Consider the following 17,017-nt stretch of genomic DNA (forward strand, 5'->3'; position numbering starts at 1 on the left):
TGGGAGTCCCGGGACCGCAGGTGGCGTGGGAGTCAGCTCCAGGGTCAACTGGTCCGGGGCAATGCGGTGCCGGCCGATCTCCATCAGAGCAGCCAGCTCGGCCTCGGTGTGGGCCGATCCCAGGTGCTCGATCACCTTGTCCCGGCGCCCTTCCTTGACCGCGATCTGCACCGCCATCGCCCCTGAGGCTGTCTTGACCTTACGCAGAAACGGGCTCACCACCCCCACCCTACCGGCCCCTTAGTGTGCCAGCACACCCACAACCACCACGGAATACCAACGAAAAACCCACCTCAAAACCCAGACCCCACCAAAGTGTCACGAGTCAGGTCCTACTCATTCGGGCACCTCGGGGGCACGGCGGGACGGGCGCAGCACGGCGGGCCGGGCACGGCGGAGGGGGCGCGGGCTCCATGACGCTGCCTCTCAGGACCAGTCCGGCACGGTGACGGCCCCCTGCACAATGCTCTCGTGGAACCACCGCGGCTGCACCGACATGCAGAAGTCGGCGGGGAACCAGTCGGACGGCAGGTCGTCGGCCGGGACGGGCCTCCTGCTGAGCCGCAGGGCCAGGCCGCGGGCCGTGCGCCGGCTATCCCACGGCGCCGGGGCGTCGGCCAGGAAGTCGGAGAGCAGCCGCGCATAGGCGGGGCCGAGATAGCACCACGGCACCGGGCGCATCGGCAGCCCGGCCAGGGCCGTGTCCCCCAGGCTGACCTCCTGCGGGCTCTGCGCCTGCGCCCCGGGCATCACGCTCCCGCTGTACGCACGGTCCCAGCCCTCCAGGACCTCGGCCAGCGCCAACTCGGCCCCCAGCTCGTCGGCGACCGCGACGAGCACCTCGTGGAGCCTGTCCAGCGCGGCCTCGTCGAGCGCACCGAGCTCGACCGCGCACTCGACGTCGTACATGCCGTACGGCTCCTCCGGCACGCTGGGGAGCATCTCCACCGTGTCAATCGGGCCCGGACCGGTCAGGTGCACCCCGTAGTCGCCGGTGCGTCTGATGTCGTCCGCCGCCGCGACACTCGCCCGGGTCAGTGCCAGCATTCGCGCCCTGCCGGTGTACTCGGTGGGCAGCCAGTCCGGCGCCACCCGGCCGACGGCCCGCACCCAGGCGGCGACCGGGTCGGCGCACACCGCCTCGCGCACGAACCACCGCAGCTGGACCACCCGGAAGGAATTCTCCGGAATGTCGTAGAGATCGTCGTCGAAATCGGGGACCGCCGCCCCGCCGGCCGGCCACACCACGCGCCGGTAGAAGTCAGCGACGACGCCATCGCACCGGCGTGCCAGGTCCTTGGCGATCTCAAGGCCGCGGTCCCCGGCGGGGGCGGATCGCCGGCCGGCCGGCCACTCGAGCTCGTAGCAGAAGGGGAGCTCGCTGCGCCCAGAAATCTCCTTGACGTAGTCGACGAAGTCGAGGGACACGTCCAGAGAGGCCTCGTCGAGCGTCAGAATCGGACGCACGCGGTCGTTGATGCTGATGCGCGTCCCATCGCCGTCGCGCCCCTCAATAATGAAATCGGGGGCGGCCGCGCGCGCATCGGCCAGCGTCAGCTCGCGGCGCGTATACAGCTCGAGTTCAGAAATGTCCTTGCCCTGCATGCTCACCACTCTATCCAGGGTGAGTGACTCGCGCAGACCGAGACTCGGATCAGGCCGAATAATCAGCCGCGGGCGGCGGCGAAGGCAATGCCGGAGGGGGCCAGCCCCTGAAGCCGGGCGACGTCGGAGTCGGCGGGAACCTGGCCGGGCTCGCGCCCCCGCTCCACGACGCGGTTGTGCTCGTCCACGAAGACGACGTGCGGCAGGTAGGTACGGGCACGGCCCTCGTCCAGCTGGGAGTAGGCGATGAGGATGACGACATCGCCGGGGTCCACCAGGTGAGCGGCGGCGCCGTTGACGCAGATCTGCCCCGACCCGCGCTCGCCGGGGATGACATAGGTGGACAGGCGGCTGCCGTTGGTGCAGTCGCAGATGTCGACGCGCTCGCCCGGCAGGAGGTCGGCGGCGTCGAGAAGGTCGGCGTCCACGGTGATGGAGCCGACGTAGTCGAGGTCGGCCCGGGTCACCGTGGCACGGTGGATCTTGGACGTCATCATGGTCCGCAGGCGTGAGGTCATCGCGGCAAGGGTAGGTGTGGCGGCGGGTCCCGCCAAGGCCCGGAACCCGGATGGTGACTGACTCGACAGGCCGTAGGCCCGGCGGCGGCCGGGCCGGCAGAGGCCCGACGGCGGCGGCCGGGCCGCGGGTCACCCCGGGGCGACGTGGGTCACCGCAGGTCGATCTGGGCGTTGTCAATGAGCCGGGTCGTGCCCACCCTGGCGGCCAGCGCCAGCAGGACCGGCCCGGCGGGCCGAGCGGTTCCAGCGGGCCGAGCCGTCCCGGTGGTCCCGGCGGTCCCGGCGGTCCCGCGAGCCTCACCGGAGGCGGGCAGGCCGAGCCCCGCAGCCGGCAGGCCGAGCCCCGCGCCCGCCAGGTCCACGAAGCTGTCCGGATCGACCACGGCCGCGTAGTCCACCTCGACGCCGGGTGCGGCCGCCAGCACCCCGAGCGCCGCGGCCCTGATCCCGGCCGCGTCCTCCCCGGCCCGCGCCGCCTCCCGGCCGGCGTCCAGCGCCCGGGACAGGGCCAGGGCCCGCTCGCGCTCCTGCGCGCTCAGGTAGGCGTTGCGCGAGCTCATGGCCAGGCCGTCCGCCTCACGACGGATCTCGACCGGCACGATCTCGACCGGCACGGCGAGGTCGCGGACCATGGCGCGCACGATCGCCAGCTGCTGGGCGTCCTTGCGGCCGAACAGCGCCCACCGCGGTCGGGTCAGGTGCATGAGGGTCAGCACCACCTGGGCCACGCCCGCGAAGTGGGTGGGCCGGGTGGCGCCCTCCAGGACGGTGGCGATCGGGCCGGGGTCGATGCGCACGGCCGGCTCGCCGTACGGGTACATGACCTCGGGCGCGGGGGCGAAGACGATGAGCCGCCCGACGGCGAGCGCGCCCCCGACCGGTGCGCGCAGGACGGCGGTCAGGCCCTCGACGTCGGCCTCCAGGGTGCGCGGGTAGGTCTCCAGGTCCTCCCCCGCGGCGAACTGGAGCGGGTTGACGAAGATGGTGACGACGATGGTGCCCTCCGGCCCGACCCGGCGGGCGGCCTCGGCCACGAGGTCGAGGTGGCCCTGGTGGAGCGCCCCCATGGTCATCACCACGGCACGGGGCACACCGTCGGCCCTGTCGGCCCTGTCGGCCCTGTCGTCAATGGCGAGGGCGGCGGCGAGCTCGTCGCGGCTGCGGGCCAGGGTCACCCGGTCGTGGCCGGGTGCGGAGGCGCCGGATTCGGGGGATGCGGGGGATGCGGAAGGAACGGGGAGCGTCATGGACCCCACGCTAGATGATCGGTCCCGACGGTGCGCCGGGGGCTCTTGGATGGGCGCCCTCGGCCGGCTCGGCCGGACCGCAGCGTCAGGCGGGCGCCTCGAACCGATCTCGGCGCGGAAGTGAACCGATCTCGGCGAAAGGAGGCGTGGGTACGGAGACGGGAACGGGGGCGATGCCGAGCGGGCCCGGCTCACCCGGCGTCGTCGTCCGGCGCGAGCGCCCCGCGCAGCCCGTCGGCCTGCGCCGGCGCGATCCTCCCGGTGTCCTCGGCGCGCTGCGCCGTCGCCCGCGCGAGCGCCCGGTAGGTGTCCACGACGTCCTCCAGCCGGCGCCCCTCGCCGTCGCGCAGGGCCTCCAGCGCCTCCAGGTGGGAGCGGACGGTGCCGGCGTCGCCGCGCGAGACCGGGCCGGTCAGCGCGGCGTCGGCGCCCTCGGTCAGGGCCCGGTCCAGCGCCGCGGTCAGCAGCGGGCCGAGGGTGGCGGCGCCGTCCTCAACGCCGGCGGCCGCCAGGACGCGCACAGCCTGACCGACGAGGGTCACCAGGTGGTTCGCACCGTGGGCCAGCGCTGCGTGGTAGGCGGGGCGGGAGGCCTCGGGCAGGACGAAGGGCTCACCGCCGAGCTCGACGGCCAGGGCCTGCGCGATGGGCAGGACGGCGTCGGGGGCGGTCACGGCCATGGGGCAGCCGGTCAGGCGGGCCACGTCGGTGGAGAACCCGCCGAAGGTCATGGCCGGGTGGAGGGCGAGCGGAATGGCGCCGAGCCGGCGGGCGGGCTCAAGGATCCCGATGCCGTAGCGCCCCGAGGTGTGGACGACCAGCTGGCCGGGCTGCCACCGGCCGAGGTCGGCCAGGCCCTTGACGAGCGCGGCCAGGGCGTCGTCGGGAACGGCGAGCAGCACAAGCTCGGCGCGCTCGACGATCTTGTCGACGCCGAGCACGGGGACGCCGGGCAGAAGGGCCTCGGCGCGCTCGCGGCTGGCCGTCGAGACGGCGTGCACGCCGATGACCTGGTGGTCGACGGCGCGCAGGGCGCTGCCCAGCACCGCACCCACGCGTCCGGCGGAGATAATGCCGACGCCGAGCCGGCCGGGGCGGGGGCTGGCGGAGGAGGACGAGGAGCTCTCGGGCATGGTGCCGATCGTCTCACGCCGCGCCGGCCGGTCCGGGCGGGTCTCCGGGGCCGGCGGGGTCTCCGGGGGCCTCGTCCACGGCCCGGGCGAGCCAGCGGTCGAGCCTCTCGGCACGACGACGGCGCAGCGCCCGCTCGGAGACGACCCGCTGGATCGCGGTCGCGTCGGCGATGTCGAGGTTGCTCAGGCCCGTGGGCACCGAGTGGTCCACCATGTCAAGGTGGATCGCGGCCAGGCCGCGGCGCCGGGCGAAGGGTCCCTGGCGCACCCGCATGGACTGGATGCGCTCGTAGGGCACCACGCCGGTGCGCCGCCACCAGCGGCCGGTGCGCAGCACGACGCACGTACCGGTCAGGGCGATCGCCTCGCGGCGCCAGGCCAGCGGCGAGAAGATCCTGCCGCGCGGCGAGACGCGGACGAATCCCCGCTCCGGCGCGCCCACCGGCGCGTCCGGCCGCCCCGCGCCGTCGTCGTCCGTCCCGGACAGCGCCGCGGCGAGGAAGCCGACGGGGTCGGGGACCCCGAGGTCGGGCACCACCAGCCACAGCGCCCGCAGCGCGGTGTCCCGCTCCCCCACGGGCAGCAGCACGCTGCCGGCGCTGCCCGCGCCGCCGGCGCGCCCCTCGCTCGACCCGGAGGAGGCGTCGGACGGGCTCCTCCCCCTTCTTCCGGCCACGCTGGTCCTCACCCGCCACCAGTCCCTGCGGCGCCACAGCGGGCTCTGCTCGATGCTCACGCCGTGAACCCGTCCCGGCGGGAGCGTCGCGGAGACCTCGGCGGTGAGCCCGAACCGCATGCGGATGCCGGTCGGCGTCGCGGCCGCCTGGAAGCCCCAGCTGCGGTTGAAGCGGCCCCACACGGCTCCGACCATCGTGGTGGGGCCTGCGACCGCCGACAGCAGGACGCCGGCGCCCATGGCGCTGACGCCTCTGGCGACGATCGTGACGACGGTCGCCGCGACGACGAGGACGACGATCAGGACGACCCCCAGGGTCGTCACCGACCGGATGATCGAGCCGATGAGGATCGCGGGCTCCACGGTGTACAGCGGGTGCTCCTCGCGCCTGCCGGCGCTGCGCAGCGGCGAGGCGCCGACGGCGTCCTCGAAGCCGAGGGGAGCGGTCCGGCGGACAGGGCCGGCGGAGTCGCCACCGCCGGCGGGGTCGCCAGGGCCAGCGGGGCCGGCGGGGTGGGGGCCGGCGCCATCAGACCGGTCGCCGTCGGCACCGCCCGCACCGGCCGCCCCGTCGGCACCGCCCGCACCGGCCGCAAGGTCGAGGATACGGTCGCGCAGCTCCTCGAGCCGGTCGGTGCCCAGGTAGCCGATGACGACGCGCGAGTCCGACCCGCCCGCGACCTCCACCGTCAACTGCCCCAGGCCGAAGACCCGCCCCAGCAGCGGGTGGACGATATCGACGGACTGGATGCGCGGCGAGCGCGCCACCCGCAGCCGCTTGACCAGGATGCCGCGGCGCAGGTAGACGCCGTCGCGGTCCACGGCGTAGGTCGTGACCCACCACTGCGCGAAGAGGACGGCGACGACCGCCGCGCCCGCGAGCAGGGTCCCCGCCACGGCCCAGCGCACGACGCCGCGGGTCAGGTCGAGCCCGTGGGCAGTGGCGTACCGGTAGGCCTCGACCAGGTTGTCGACGTTGCGGACGGTGAGGACCGCGACGACCGCGGTGACGACCTTCCACCCCTCCAGGAGCGGGGAGATCGGGTGCATGCGCCGCCAGTCGACGTCATCGGGCACGGCGATGCGGCGCCCGGCGCTCACAGCCCGGCCATTCTCTGCTCGCCGCGGTCGGCGAGCAGGCGCCGCAGGTGCTCGGCCTCCCTGACCGGCAGCCCGTTGATGGTGGCGTCCGTGGTCGCCGCGGCCGTGTGGAGGCGGACCTCGGCGATCCCCAGCCGGGCGGCGAGCGGCCCCTGCGAGGTGTCGACGTACTGCATCCGCCCGTAGGGGACCACGCATATGCGCCGGAACATAATGCCTTTGCGCCACAGGAGGTGGTCGTCGGTCAGGGCGTACCCCATGGCGTGCACCTGGCGCGGGATGAGCCAGGCGGCCCAGGCGGCGGCGACCACCATGGTCGCGACGCCAGCCCACAGCCACGGGCTGCCCGTGAGCGCGCCGACGGCGAGAGCGGCGGCAGGCACCCCGAGGCCGGTCAGGGCGCCCATGAGGCGGACGGCGATGAGCCTGGGCGAGACGGGCCGGAAGGCGACGCCCGGCGGGCTGAAGGGGTCGCCGTCAGGGGTCGGCTCGTTGGGAACGCTCATCCGTGCTCCTTGACCAGACTGATCAGACTGTGGTGCCGTCCAGCGGCGGGGCCGCCCGCCGGCAGGCTCGAGAGAATCCTCTCAGGCGGGGGCGCCGCCGTCGGGAACGGAGGAGGACCCCGAGCCGCGTCCGCCGTGATCGTCGTCGTCATCGACGTCGATGGCGCACCAGTGCTCCACGAGCAGGCCGATGCCGCACCACAGGAGGCAGGAGGCCAGGCAGGCGCCCGCGGACCACGCCAGCGCGGTCATGTCGGGCGAGGGAGGGGAGAGCAGGGCCGTGGCGAGCTCGCCGGCGTAGATCCCCCCGACGAAGGCTCCGACGATCGCCGAGGCCTGGGCGGCGACGGCGGTCGTGGCCGCGCCGGTCGGCGTGATCCAGGTGGGCTCGTGGGCGCGCAGGCGCCGCACGGCGAGCCCGGCGATGAGCACGACGACGGCGATCACCACGGCGACCGCGGCTCCCCAGGACGTCAGCAACGGCACCCACCCGCGATGGCGCAGCGAGAGGTCGCAGGCGACCCAGGTGACGACGGCGGGCGCGATCAGGCACGCGAGGACCGTGGCCCAGCGCGTGCGGAACATCAGAGGCCCTGCCCCGGCCCACCGCCCCTGCCGAGGACGTCGCCCCAGCCCGGGGGCGAGACCCAGGACTCGTCCTGCGGATCGTCCTGCGGGGCCGAGCCCACCTGCGGGGCCGAGCCCACCTGCGGCGCTGACCCGGCCTGGGGCGCGGAGCCGACCCCGGGCATCCGCGAGTAGCTCGGGTCCTGCGGCAGCTGCGGGTCGCCGAGCACGTCAGCGACCGGTTCGTCGGAGTAGACCCCGACCGCCCCGACGTCGGCGGGCAGGCCGCCCGCCGCGGCGCCGGGCCCGACCTCGCCGGGGCCCCCGGGCTCGGGGACGGCCGCGGCCGGCCCAGCCTGGTCGTCGCCGGACTCGGGCGGCGCGACGTACTGGCCGGTCGGCAGCGCGGGCAGGTGGTCGGACTCCAGCCAGTCGAGGGCGAGCCAGCGCACGCCGTCGCGGTCGGGGGCGGTCTCGGCGAGGGAGGCGACGTACTGGTTGCCGATCTCGGCGAAGGGGTCGGCCTGGGCCCAGGGGACCAGGACGAAGGCGCGCTGGGCCGCGCGCGGGTGCGGCAGGACCAGCTCGGGGTCATCGGAGGTGACGCCCTCGTAGGTGATCACGTCCACGTCCAGGGTGCGCGGGCCCTGGGGCTCGGTGCGCACGCGCCCGGCGTCGTCCTCCATGTCCTGGCAGACGGCGAGGACCTCGCGGGGCGAGAGGGTCGTGGACGCCAGGACGACGGTGTTGAGGTAGTCGGGCTGCTCCGGACCGCCGGGCTCGACAATGGCGGCCGTGCGGGCCAGCGGTGCGACGCTGGAGACCTCGATGCCCTCGGTGCTCCGCAGGGTGCGCACGGCGTTGCGCAGGGCCGGGACCACCCCGCCGACGTTGCCGCCCAGCGCGAGGACCACATCGGCCGGCTGGGCCGGACGCTGATCCAGGACGTCGACCGGGGCCGCCATGGGGGCGGCGGACGCGGCCATGTTGTCGGCGGGCCCGCCCTGCCACGGCTGGGCCGGCTCGGAGACGTCGCCGATCCCGGGGATGCCAGCATCGTCCGTGGCGGCGCGCTGCCACGGACGGGCGGTCTCGTCGGAAGCGTAGGCGTCGGCTGGGGCGCTCTCCCACGGCATGCCCGCGAGCGGGTCGCCGGGAGCGGCGTCCGCCGACGATCCCGCCCACTGCTCGGCGCCTCCCGGGCTCGGGGCGCCCTCGGCCGCCCAGGTCTCGCCGGCGCCCCGGCCCGTGTTGTCCGCGGCGGCCATCCCGGCATCCATGGCGGCCCCCGCGGCGGGGGCCCCGATCGGGCCGCCGAGGGCGGCCTCGGGAGGCTGGGCGGCCCACTGGTCGCGGCCGGGGTCCGCCTCGGGGGCAGCGCTCTGAGCCGGCGAGCGGCTGGACAGCGGGTTGTGGCCCTCGCCGCCGGTGCGGTGGATCGTCACCGAGATGTCCTCGAAGGCGACGTCCAGGGGCGCCTGCGGCTTGTGGATGGTGACCTCGGCGGCGGTCACGCGTGGGAAGCCCAGCACGGCCTCGCTGACGCGGGCGGCCAGGGTCTCGATGAGGCTCACCGGCTCGCCCTCGATGACGGCGATGACCGCCCGGGCAACCTCCGAGTAGTCGATGGCGTCCTTGATCTCGTCGGTGACGGAGGCGACGGCGGTGCCGCGCTCGCCCAGGTCGAGGGTGACGTCGGCGGTGAAGAGCTGGCCCTCGGTGCGTTCGAAGGGGAGGACGCCGTGGTACCCGCGGGCGGACAGGCCCGACAACCGGATCCGGTCGGGTGTGGTGGTGCTCATCGGTGTTCCTTCCAGAGGGAGGCGGTTCGGACGGCGTCCCGGCTGGCCGGGACCTCATGGACTCTCACGGCCCAGGCGCCGGCGAGTGCGGCGAGGGCCGAGGTGGCTGCGGTGGCAGCGTCGCGGGCGATCGGGTCGGCCGCGGTGGAGTCGGGCAGGCTCAGAGACAGGAAGCGCTTGCGCGAGGAGCCGATGAGGACGGGCAGCCCCAGGTCCCGGCGCAGGCGCTCGGTGGCGGCCAGGAGCCGCCATGACTGCGGGTGGGTCTTGGCGAAGCCGAGGCCGGGGTCGACCACGATCTGACGGCGGTCGGCCCCGGCCGCCTCGAGCTCGTCCAGGCGCTCGCGCAGCTCGGCCTCGACACCGTCCACGACGCCGCCGAGGGCGCTGTAGTCGGTCAGGCGGTCCATGGTCTCGGGGTCGCCGCGCCAGTGCTGACAGACGTAGACGACGCCGCAGGCGGCCACCGCCCGGTGCATGCGGGGATCGGCCAGGCCGCCGGAGACGTCGTTGACGACGACGGCGCCGGCCTCGACGGCGGCCTCGGCGGTGGCGGAGTGGATCGTGTCGATGGAGACGGCGGCGCCGTCGGCCGCGAGCGCCCGCACGACGGGGATGACGCGCGCCTGCTCGTCCTCGGGGGAGACGCGGGCGGCGCCGGGGCGGGTGGACTCGCCGCCGACATCGACAATATCGGCGCCCTGGGCGAGAAGCTGGCGGCCGTGGGCCACCGCGAGCTCTGCGGTATCCCAGCGGCCGCCGTCGGAGAAGGAGTCGGGGGTGACGTTGATAATGCCCATAACAAGGGTCCGTCCGGCCGCGGAGGCCTCTGCGAGTGGGGTCGGCAGAGGCGCCGGTGCGGGGCGGAGGACATCAGTCACCCTCCCAGCGTAACGGTGCGCGCGAATTTCTTCGGGATCAGCGGGGCTCAATAAGTCGAGTCGTGAGTCCTTCCACTGCCAGCCGAATAGCGCGGGCGGCGCCGCCGGCCCGGCCGGCAGGCCGCACCCACCTCGCCGAGATCGGTCGTATTCCGCGCCGAGATCGGTCCGGTTCCGCGTCGAGATCGGTCGTATTCCGCGCCGAGATCGGTCCGGTTCCGCGTCGAGATCGGTCCGGGCCAACGACGCAGCCCGCGTCTCCTCCTTTTGGCGGAGGCCTCGCGCGCGTCGGCTCTTTCGCCGTATTCCTGCGTCATGGCGCCGATTTCTAGCCTTGGATCATCACTCCGGGACCCGCCCGGTCGCCCCGTAAGGAGACGGTCATGCCTCATTTCCCAGCCCGTCCGCGCCAGGCCCCTCAGCCGGCAGCGGCCCCAGCCGCCGCGAGTCTGGCTGTCGCGGCCCCGCCGGCCGGCGCCGTCGTCGAGGCCCGAAACCTCACCAAGGTCTATGGCACCGGCCAGGCCCGGGTCGCCGCCCTGAACGGAGTGAGCCTCGCGGTAGCCCGCGGCCAGCTCGCCGCCGTCATGGGCCCCTCCGGAAGCGGCAAGTCCACCCTCCTGCACTGCCTGGCCGGCCTGGACACCCCCACATCCGGCGACGTCCTCATCGCCGGCCGCAGCCTGACCGGCATGAACGACAGGCAGCTCACCGACGTGCGCCGCGACCAGGTCGGCTTCGTCTTCCAGTCCTTCAACCTCCTGCCCACCCTCACCGCCGCCGAGAACATCCTCCTGCCCACCCGTCTGGCCCACCGCAGGCCCGACCCCGCCTGGCACGACGCCGTCATCACCGCCCTGGGCATCGGCGACCGGCTGACCCACCGCCCCACCGAGCTCTCCGGCGGACAGCAGCAGCGCGTCGCCGTCGCCCGCGCCCTCATCGGCCGCCCCCAGGTCGTCTTCGCCGACGAGCCCACCGGCGCCCTCGACACAGCCTCGGCCGCCTCCCTGCTGGAGACGCTGGCCCGCATGTGCACCGAGCTCGGCCAGACCGTCGTCATGGTCACCCACGACAACAACGCCGCGGCCGCCACCAACCGCATCATCCGTCTGCGCGACGGACGCATTGTCGGCGACGACGCCGTGCAGCACACCCACCGCGCAGCCGGCACCCACGTCGCCCCGTTCCGGACGGAGGCCCGCTGATGCCCGCCCTGCTCGATACGCGCCGCACCGCCGCCGCCCTGGTGGCCGTGGCCATGAGCGCCGCCCTCATCACCCTCGCCCTGGTGGTCTCCGGATCAATGCGCACCCAGATGCAGGCCGGCGCCCGCCTGTCCGTGGGCGGGGCCGACGTCGTGGTCGCCAGCCACCGCGGATCGGACCCGGCCCAGGGCCCGCTCGACGACGCCCTAGTGGCGAGGGTCTCCGCCCTGGACGGCGTCGCCTCCGTGCGCGGCACCCACTGGGAGGTCATTGAGCTGGACCTGCCCAGCCAGCTCAAGGGCGCCGTGGGGGCGACGTTGGCCGCCCAGGACGTGCCCGCCCTCAGCGCCTACACCACCCTGACCGCCGGCCGCCTGCCCGCTGCCGCCGGCGAGGTCGCCATCGACGCCACCCTGGCCGAGCAGCAGGGGCTCGGCGTGGGGGACACCATCCGCCTCAGGAGCAGGTCCGAGGACCGCCACGACAGCAGCACCGAGAGTGCCGACGGCGCCGAGAGCGGCGCCGACAGCACCGGCAGCACCGACGGCGTCGTCCACTCCAGCCCGACCGTCGTCGGCGTCATCTCCCCCGGGGCCGACACGGGCCTGGAGGGCATCTCCAAGGTCTACGCCACCGCCGACCAGCTGGCGGCCATGGGCGTGGGGACCGACTACAACAGGCTGTACGTGACCGGCCGGCCGGGGACGGACACCAGCGACCTGCACGAGGAGGTCGCCCGGGTCGTCCACACCGTCCAGTCCGACGCCATCGTGCAGGACGCCGACGAGGTCATCGCCCGGCGCGCCGTCTCCTTCACCGGGGGCGGCACCGTGATCAGCACGGTCCTCAACCTGCTGGCGCCGGTGTGCGCCCTGGTGGCCGGGATCGTCATCGCCACCACCTTCACTACCCTGGTGGCCCGTCAGAACCGGGTGATCGGCCTGCTGCGCTGCGTGGGCGCCAGCAGGCGCCAGGTGCGCCTGGCCGTCCTGCGCACGGGCCTGGTCACCGGCCTGATCAGCTCCGCCGTCGGCACCGCGGCCGGGGCCGCGGGGGCCGCCGTCCTCATCCGCTCGGGGGCCGTGCCGCACCTGAGCGCCGACAGCCTCACCGTCTCCCCCGCCTCCCTGCTCGCCGCCGTGGCAGCCGGAACGCTGGTGACCCTCGTATCCGTCCTGCGACCGGCCCGCAGGGCCACCCGCGTCTCCCCGCTGATCGCCCTGACCGGCACCACCGCGGCCCCCGGGCAGACCGGTCGCGCCCACAGGTGGGCCGCCGTCACCGGCCTGGTCGTGATGGTCGGCGGCGCCGCCGTCACCGTCATGGGGACCCTCGTCCACAACCTCTACCTGGCGGCCGGGGGCGGCGTCCTGGTCGCCCTCGGGGTCCTGGCGGCCCTGCCCCTGCTGGTGACCGCCGTCGTGGGCCTCATCGGGCGCCTGGGCGCCTCGGGCCGCTACCCCCTCCTCCACCTGGCCGCCCGCAACCTGGTCCGCAACCCCGGCCGCTCCACGGCCACCGCCGCCACCCTCCTCATCGGGGTCATGGTGGGATCGGCCCTGGCGGTCAGCCTGTTCTCCCTCAATTCCTCCTTCCAGGCCGTCCTGGCCCAGAGCTCACCGGTCGATATCACGGTCCTCGGGGTGACCCCGCAGACGGACACCACCGCGCTGACCTCCACCATCCGGGGGATTGACGGCGTGCAGTCCACCACCATGGTCCCCGTGATGGACCTCACCCAGACCGTGGACGGCCAGACCGGCCAGAGCACGCAGACCCAGGTCATCGCCGTGGACACCGCCGCCGTCACCCCCGTGGTGCGCTCCGCTAAGGGCCTGGAGGACCTGGACGACTCCACCCTCATTGTCGGCGAGATCTCCGACATCCCCGACGGCAGCAGGGTCACCCTCACCGGGCCGGGCGGCAGCGTGGAGCTGACCGCCCGGGTGCGGGAGGGCTGGGGCGAGGCCGTCACCACCGCCACCGCCGCGCGCCTGACCGGCGGCCAGGCCACCAACGCCATTATGTGGGTGCGCGCCACCGGCGACGGCTCCTCCCAGGCGGTCGAGACCGCCGTCCGCAAGGCCTTGCGCGGCCAGGACCTCATGGTCGACGGGAGCGCCGCGGGACGCAGCGCCTTCAGCGCCACGTTCAACCAGATCGCGGCCGTCACCGCCCTGGTCATGGGATCGGCCCTGGTGATCGCCCTGTCCGGCCTGGCCAACACCACGGACGTGTCCGTCCTGGAGCGCACCCGCGAGATCGGGGTCCTGCGCGCCACCGGCACCCAGCGCGGCGAGGTTCGGCGCCTGATCACCATCGAGGCCACGCTCCTGGCCGGCGTCGGCGGCGCCCTGGGGGTGGTGACCGGGACCGTCCTGGGCGCGGCGTGCACGGTCGCGGCCCTGGGCGACGGCGGGGTCAGCGTCGCCGTCCCCTACCTGCCGCTGGCCGGGGTCCTGGCCGTCACGCTCGTGGTCGGCGTCGTCGCCTCCCTGCGACCGGCCGGGCGCACCGCCGCCGTGACCCCGGTGACCGCCCTGGCGGCGGACTGAGACCGGACGGGACTGCCGGCAGACCGCAAGAGCCTGCCGGGCCCCTACCGCGCGGCCTCCCGCTCTCGGTGCACGGCGACGACGAGCTTGAGGCGGGAGGCCGCCCCATACTTCCTCATGAGGTGGGAGACATGGGTCTTGACCGTGGACTCGGCGACGACGAGGCGCTCGGCGATCTCGGCGTTGGAGTAGCCCTCGCACAGCAGGGCCAGGACCTCCTGCTCGGCCCCGGTCAGGTCGGGGCGGGCGCCCGCGCGGGCGGGGCGCAGGTGGTGGGCCACGAGCCGGGAGGCGGTGGTCGGGGAGATGGTGGTGCCGCCGTCGGCCGCCGCCAGGACCGCCCGCACGATCTCCTCGGGAGCGGAGTCCTTGAGGAGGAAGCCGTTGGCGGCCTGCGACAGGGCGGCCAGCATGGCCTCGTCGTCGTCGAAGGAGGTCAGGACGACGACGGCGACCCCGGGGTGCCGGGCGCGCACGCGGCCCAGGAGCTCCAGCCCGTCCATGCCGGGCATGCGCACGTCGGTGAGCAGGACGTCGACGGGGACCCTGCGCAGGAAGGCGAGGGCGTCGGCGCCACGGGTGAAGGTGGAGGCGACCTCGATCTGGGGAGAGGAGGCCAGGTAGGCGCGCAGGGCGGTCAGGACGAAGGCGTCGTCGTCGACGAGTGCGACCCGGACCACCGGCGTTGGGGAGGCGGGCGGGGACGCGGCGGGCATGACAGGATGCTAGCCGTTGACGGGACGACCAGCAGGCGGGAGGCGACCATGGGGCCCGGAGGCGGGGCGGCGGGGGCCGCAGCGGGAACCACTGGCCCGTTCGCCCGCACGCGCCTGGCCACGTGGGCGCCGCGGCGCCGCACCCACCTGCTGTGCGCGGCCTGCGCGGGTCTGCTCGCATGCTCCTCCATCGTGTCCATGTACCCGCTGAGGCCCGAGTGGATCGGGTTCGAGGCGGCCGGGGGCCTGGGCGTGGCCCTGGTCTCGGTGTGGCCGCTGGGGGGCGCGGCGCTCGGCCTCCTGGCCGCCTGCGCCTTTCATGCGGTCGCGCAGGGGGCCGGGGGACCGCCGCTGCCGCTCCTCGCGCCGTGGCTGTGCGCCTCGGTCCTGCTCTCCCGCGGCTTCCACCGCGCGACGGCCTACGGCACGGTGGCTCTGAGCGTCGTGGCCGGGTTCGTCGCGTCCCGGCTGGGGCCGGCGGTCGGCAGCAACGATGACTCCACCATGCCCATGAGCATTCTGGGATGCGGCTGCCTGATCGTCGCCGAGCTCATGCGCCGCCCGCGCGAGGCCGCCGACGCCGCCGCGGAGCGCTACCAGGAGGACCTGGAGCGCCAGCGCCTGCTGGTGGTCTCTGAGCTGCACGACACGGTGGTGCGCGACCTCACCCAGGCGGTCATGACCGCCGAGCAGGCCCGACTCGCCCAGCCCGACGCGGTGCTGGCCCCCGACCTCACCGCGCTCACCGCCTCCGTGCGCACCGCCGTCGAGCAGCTGAGAGCCAACCTGCGGGCCATCAGCGGTGCGGCCGGCAGGGCCGGCGCGGCCGGAAAAGACAGCGCGGCCGGCGCCATAGCCGGCACGGCCGGAAAGGACAGCGCGGCCGGCGCCATAGCCAGCGCGGCTGGAAAGGACAGCGCGGCCGGCGCCATAGCCGGCACGGCCGGCGCAAGTGCCGTAGGGCTCGATGTGCTCGCCTCCTCCGCCCCGCGCCCGCTCGCCGAGGTCGTCGCCGAGGCGCGCGCCGTCCTGGCCGGGCGCGGCATCGCCCTGGAGACCTGGGGCCTGGAGCTGCTGGACTCCTACGCCGTGCCGCCCGGCGTGCGCCAGCAGCTCGTGCGCGTCCTCAGCGAGCTGGCGAGCAATATGGCGAGCCACGCCGCCCCCGGCAGCGCGCGGATCGTCGTCGAGAACGACGGGCGCGCCCTGCGGGCCGTGGCCGCCAATGCCGTGCGGACCGTGACGCCGGAGGCGGGCGGCGCGGGCGGCTCGGGCGGCCCGGACGGCCCAGCCCTCGCTGGTCTGGGGCTGACGGGGGCGCGACGGCGGGTGGAGTCGCTCGGCGGCGTCTTCGACGTCGGGCGCGCGCAGGGCCGCTGGACCGTCGTCCTGAGCATCCCCCTGCGGGCGGCGCCATGACCGCCGCGAGCCGCGCGTGGGCTGCGCTGTGGAGCAGCACACGCCTGTCCACGTGGGCGCCACGACGCCGCACCCACCTGCTGTGCGCGGCCTGCGCGGGCGCGCTCACCATGCTCGCCGAGTCCGAGAGCCCCGTCTGGCCCGAGTTCGAGGCGGCCGGGGGCCTGGCCATCGCCCTGGTCTCGGTGCGGCCTGCGGTGGGCGGGGCACTCAGCCTCCTGGTCGCCTACGTCTTCCTTGTGGTGGCGCGCGGCAGCGCCGCCGCTGTTCTGCCCGTCATCGGGCCGTGGCTGTGCGCCTCGGTCCTGCTCACCCGCGGCTACAGCCGCGCGGCGGCCTACAGCCTGGTGGTTGCGAGCACTACGGGGCGGATCGTCTCCCTTCTCCTCTTCCCCTCGGACTACTACTCCAGCGACTTCGACATAATTCTGATCATCACGGGGTGCGGCTGCCTGGTGGTCGCCGGGCTCATGCGCCGCCCGCGCGAGGCCGCCGACGCCGCGGTGGAGCGCTACCAGGAGGACCTGGAGCGTCAGCGCCTGCTGGTGGTCTTCGAGCTGCACGACACGGTGGTGCGCGACCTGACCCGGGCGGTCATGCTCGCCGACCGGGCCCGGCTCGCCCAGCCGCCGGACGCGCCGCTCGGCCCCGAGCTCGCGGCCATGGCGGGCTCGGTGCGCACCGTCGTCGAGCAGCTGAGGGCCAACCTGCGGGCCATCAGCGGTGCGGCCGGCGTCATAGCCGGCGCGGCTGGAAGGGACAGCGCGGCCGGCGTCATAGCCGGCGCGGCTGGAAGGGACAGCGCGGCCGGCGCCGTAGCCGGCGCGGCTGGAAGGGACAGCGCGGCCGGCGCCGTAGCCGGCGCGGCCGGAAGGGACAGCGCGGCCGGCGACGTGGCCGGGCTCGATGTGCTCGCCTTCTCCGCCCCGCGCCCGCTCGCCGAGGTCGTCGCCGAGGCGCGCGCCGTCCTGGCGGGGCGCGGGATCGCCCTGGAGACCGAGGGCCTGGAGCTGCTGGAGGCCGACGCCGTGCCGCCCGGCGTGCGCCGCCAGCTCGTGCGCGTCCTCGGCGAGCTAGTGAGCA

At 74.8% G+C, this 17,017-nt stretch carries 14 protein-coding genes and 1 pseudogene; 4 read left to right on the forward strand and 11 right to left on the reverse strand.

Annotated elements, in window-relative coordinates:
• The 10 genes and pseudogenes from O145_RS20035 to folP all read right to left on the reverse strand — a co-directional run.
• Positions 1-219 (reverse strand): annotated as a pseudogene (locus O145_RS20035) (IS1634 family transposase); the annotation flags it as partial.
• A 207-nt stretch (positions 220-426) separates the two neighbouring features.
• Positions 427-1,605 carry a hypothetical protein gene (locus O145_RS13980; protein ID WP_043564085.1) on the reverse strand — a complete coding sequence of 393 codons (1,179 nt, stop codon included), beginning with the start codon at positions 1,603-1,605 and terminating at the stop codon, positions 427-429.
• 62 nt (positions 1,606-1,667) lie between these two features.
• A complete protein-coding gene (gene panD / locus O145_RS13985) occupies positions 1,668-2,123 on the reverse strand; it encodes an aspartate 1-decarboxylase (protein ID WP_043564069.1) in 456 nt (151 codons plus the stop codon).
• Positions 2,124-2,272: 149 nt separating this feature from the next.
• The gene (panC, locus tag O145_RS13990) at positions 2,273-3,370 is read right to left on the reverse strand and encodes a pantoate--beta-alanine ligase (protein WP_156966791.1); all 1,098 of its coding nucleotides are present in this window, start codon (positions 3,368-3,370) and stop codon (positions 2,273-2,275) included.
• A 191-nt stretch (positions 3,371-3,561) separates the two neighbouring features.
• Complete coding sequence (locus O145_RS13995) at positions 3,562-4,503, reverse strand: Rossmann-like and DUF2520 domain-containing protein (RefSeq protein WP_043564087.1); 942 nt, start codon at positions 4,501-4,503, stop codon at positions 3,562-3,564.
• 13 nt (positions 4,504-4,516) lie between these two features.
• On the reverse strand, positions 4,517-6,280 hold the full coding sequence (locus O145_RS14000) for a PH domain-containing protein (protein WP_229118593.1): 1,764 nt from the start codon (positions 6,278-6,280) through the stop codon (positions 4,517-4,519).
• The gene (locus tag O145_RS14005) at positions 6,277-6,786 is read right to left on the reverse strand and encodes a PH domain-containing protein (protein ID WP_043564073.1); all 510 of its coding nucleotides are present in this window, start codon (positions 6,784-6,786) and stop codon (positions 6,277-6,279) included. Before O145_RS14005 ends, O145_RS14000 begins: the two co-directional genes overlap by 4 nt.
• Before the next feature lie 81 nt (positions 6,787-6,867).
• Positions 6,868-7,371, reverse strand: coding sequence for a DUF3180 family protein (locus O145_RS14010; protein ID WP_043564074.1), 504 nt, complete (start codon positions 7,369-7,371; stop codon positions 6,868-6,870).
• On the reverse strand, positions 7,371-9,155 hold the full coding sequence (gene folK, locus O145_RS14015; protein WP_043564076.1) for a 2-amino-4-hydroxy-6-hydroxymethyldihydropteridine diphosphokinase: 1,785 nt from the start codon (positions 9,153-9,155) through the stop codon (positions 7,371-7,373). The genes O145_RS14010 and folK overlap by 1 nt, the downstream gene beginning before the upstream one ends.
• Positions 9,152-10,036, reverse strand: coding sequence for a dihydropteroate synthase (gene folP, locus O145_RS14020; protein ID WP_043564079.1), 885 nt, complete (start codon positions 10,034-10,036; stop codon positions 9,152-9,154). The genes folK and folP overlap by 4 nt, the downstream gene beginning before the upstream one ends.
• A gap of 383 nt (positions 10,037-10,419) precedes the next feature.
• Here folP and O145_RS14025 point away from each other — a divergent pair, with 383 nt between their 5' ends.
• Together O145_RS14025 and O145_RS14030 are read left to right on the forward strand one after the other, a co-directional pair.
• Entirely contained in the window at positions 10,420-11,244 is an 825-nt protein-coding gene (locus O145_RS14025; RefSeq protein WP_084682645.1) for an ABC transporter ATP-binding protein, read from the forward strand.
• Positions 11,244-13,799: an FtsX-like permease family protein gene (locus O145_RS14030; RefSeq protein ID WP_043564080.1), complete on the forward strand. Its 2,556-nt coding sequence runs from the start codon at positions 11,244-11,246 to the stop codon at positions 13,797-13,799. Before O145_RS14025 ends, O145_RS14030 begins: the two co-directional genes overlap by 1 nt.
• A 44-nt stretch (positions 13,800-13,843) precedes the next feature.
• On the opposite strand, the gene O145_RS14035 is transcribed toward O145_RS14030, so the two are convergent.
• Positions 13,844-14,515, reverse strand: coding sequence for a response regulator (locus O145_RS14035; RefSeq protein ID WP_043564082.1), 672 nt, complete (start codon positions 14,513-14,515; stop codon positions 13,844-13,846).
• A gap of 6 nt (positions 14,516-14,521) precedes the next feature.
• Here O145_RS14035 and O145_RS14040 point away from each other — a divergent pair, with 6 nt between their 5' ends.
• Together O145_RS14040 and O145_RS19410 are read left to right on the forward strand one after the other, a co-directional pair.
• Positions 14,522-15,934, forward strand: a complete 1,413-nt coding sequence (locus O145_RS14040; RefSeq protein ID WP_169740370.1) for a sensor histidine kinase — start codon at positions 14,522-14,524, stop codon at positions 15,932-15,934.
• Positions 15,931-17,017, forward strand: a 1,087-nt coding sequence (locus O145_RS19410; RefSeq protein WP_052375208.1) for a sensor histidine kinase, incomplete at its 3' end; no start/stop codon positions are given. The genes O145_RS14040 and O145_RS19410, both read left to right, overlap by 4 nt.

The sequence above is a fragment of the Actinomyces israelii DSM 43320 genome, from assembly GCF_000711965.1.
Taxonomy (GTDB): Bacteria; Actinomycetota; Actinomycetes; order Actinomycetales; family Actinomycetaceae; genus Actinomyces; species Actinomyces israelii.

What these genes read in the sequence shown, in the direction of transcription:
- O145_RS13980 (WP_043564085.1), bottom strand. Translation starts at nt 1,605, where the DNA reads ATGCAGGGCAAGGACATTTCTGAACTCGAGCTGTATACGCGCCGCGAG.
- panD (WP_043564069.1), bottom strand. Translation starts at nt 2,123, where the DNA reads ATGACCTCACGCCTGCGGACCATGATGACGTCCAAGATCCACCGTGCC.
- panC (WP_156966791.1), bottom strand. Translation starts at nt 3,370, where the DNA reads ATGACGCTCCCCGTTCCTTCCGCATCCCCCGCATCCCCCGAATCCGGC.
- O145_RS13995 (WP_043564087.1), bottom strand. Translation starts at nt 4,503, where the DNA reads ATGCCCGAGAGCTCCTCGTCCTCCTCCGCCAGCCCCCGCCCCGGCCGG.
- O145_RS14005 (WP_043564073.1), bottom strand. Translation starts at nt 6,786, where the DNA reads ATGAGCGTTCCCAACGAGCCGACCCCTGACGGCGACCCCTTCAGCCCG.
- O145_RS14010 (WP_043564074.1), bottom strand. Translation starts at nt 7,371, where the DNA reads ATGTTCCGCACGCGCTGGGCCACGGTCCTCGCGTGCCTGATCGCGCCC.
- folK (WP_043564076.1), bottom strand. Translation starts at nt 9,155, where the DNA reads ATGAGCACCACCACACCCGACCGGATCCGGTTGTCGGGCCTGTCCGCC.
- O145_RS14025 (WP_084682645.1), top strand. Translation starts at nt 10,420, where the DNA reads ATGCCTCATTTCCCAGCCCGTCCGCGCCAGGCCCCTCAGCCGGCAGCG.
- O145_RS14030 (WP_043564080.1), top strand. Translation starts at nt 11,244, where the DNA reads ATGCCCGCCCTGCTCGATACGCGCCGCACCGCCGCCGCCCTGGTGGCC.
- O145_RS14035 (WP_043564082.1), bottom strand. Translation starts at nt 14,515, where the DNA reads ATGCCCGCCGCGTCCCCGCCCGCCTCCCCAACGCCGGTGGTCCGGGTC.
- O145_RS14040 (WP_169740370.1), top strand. Translation starts at nt 14,522, where the DNA reads ATGCTAGCCGTTGACGGGACGACCAGCAGGCGGGAGGCGACCATGGGG.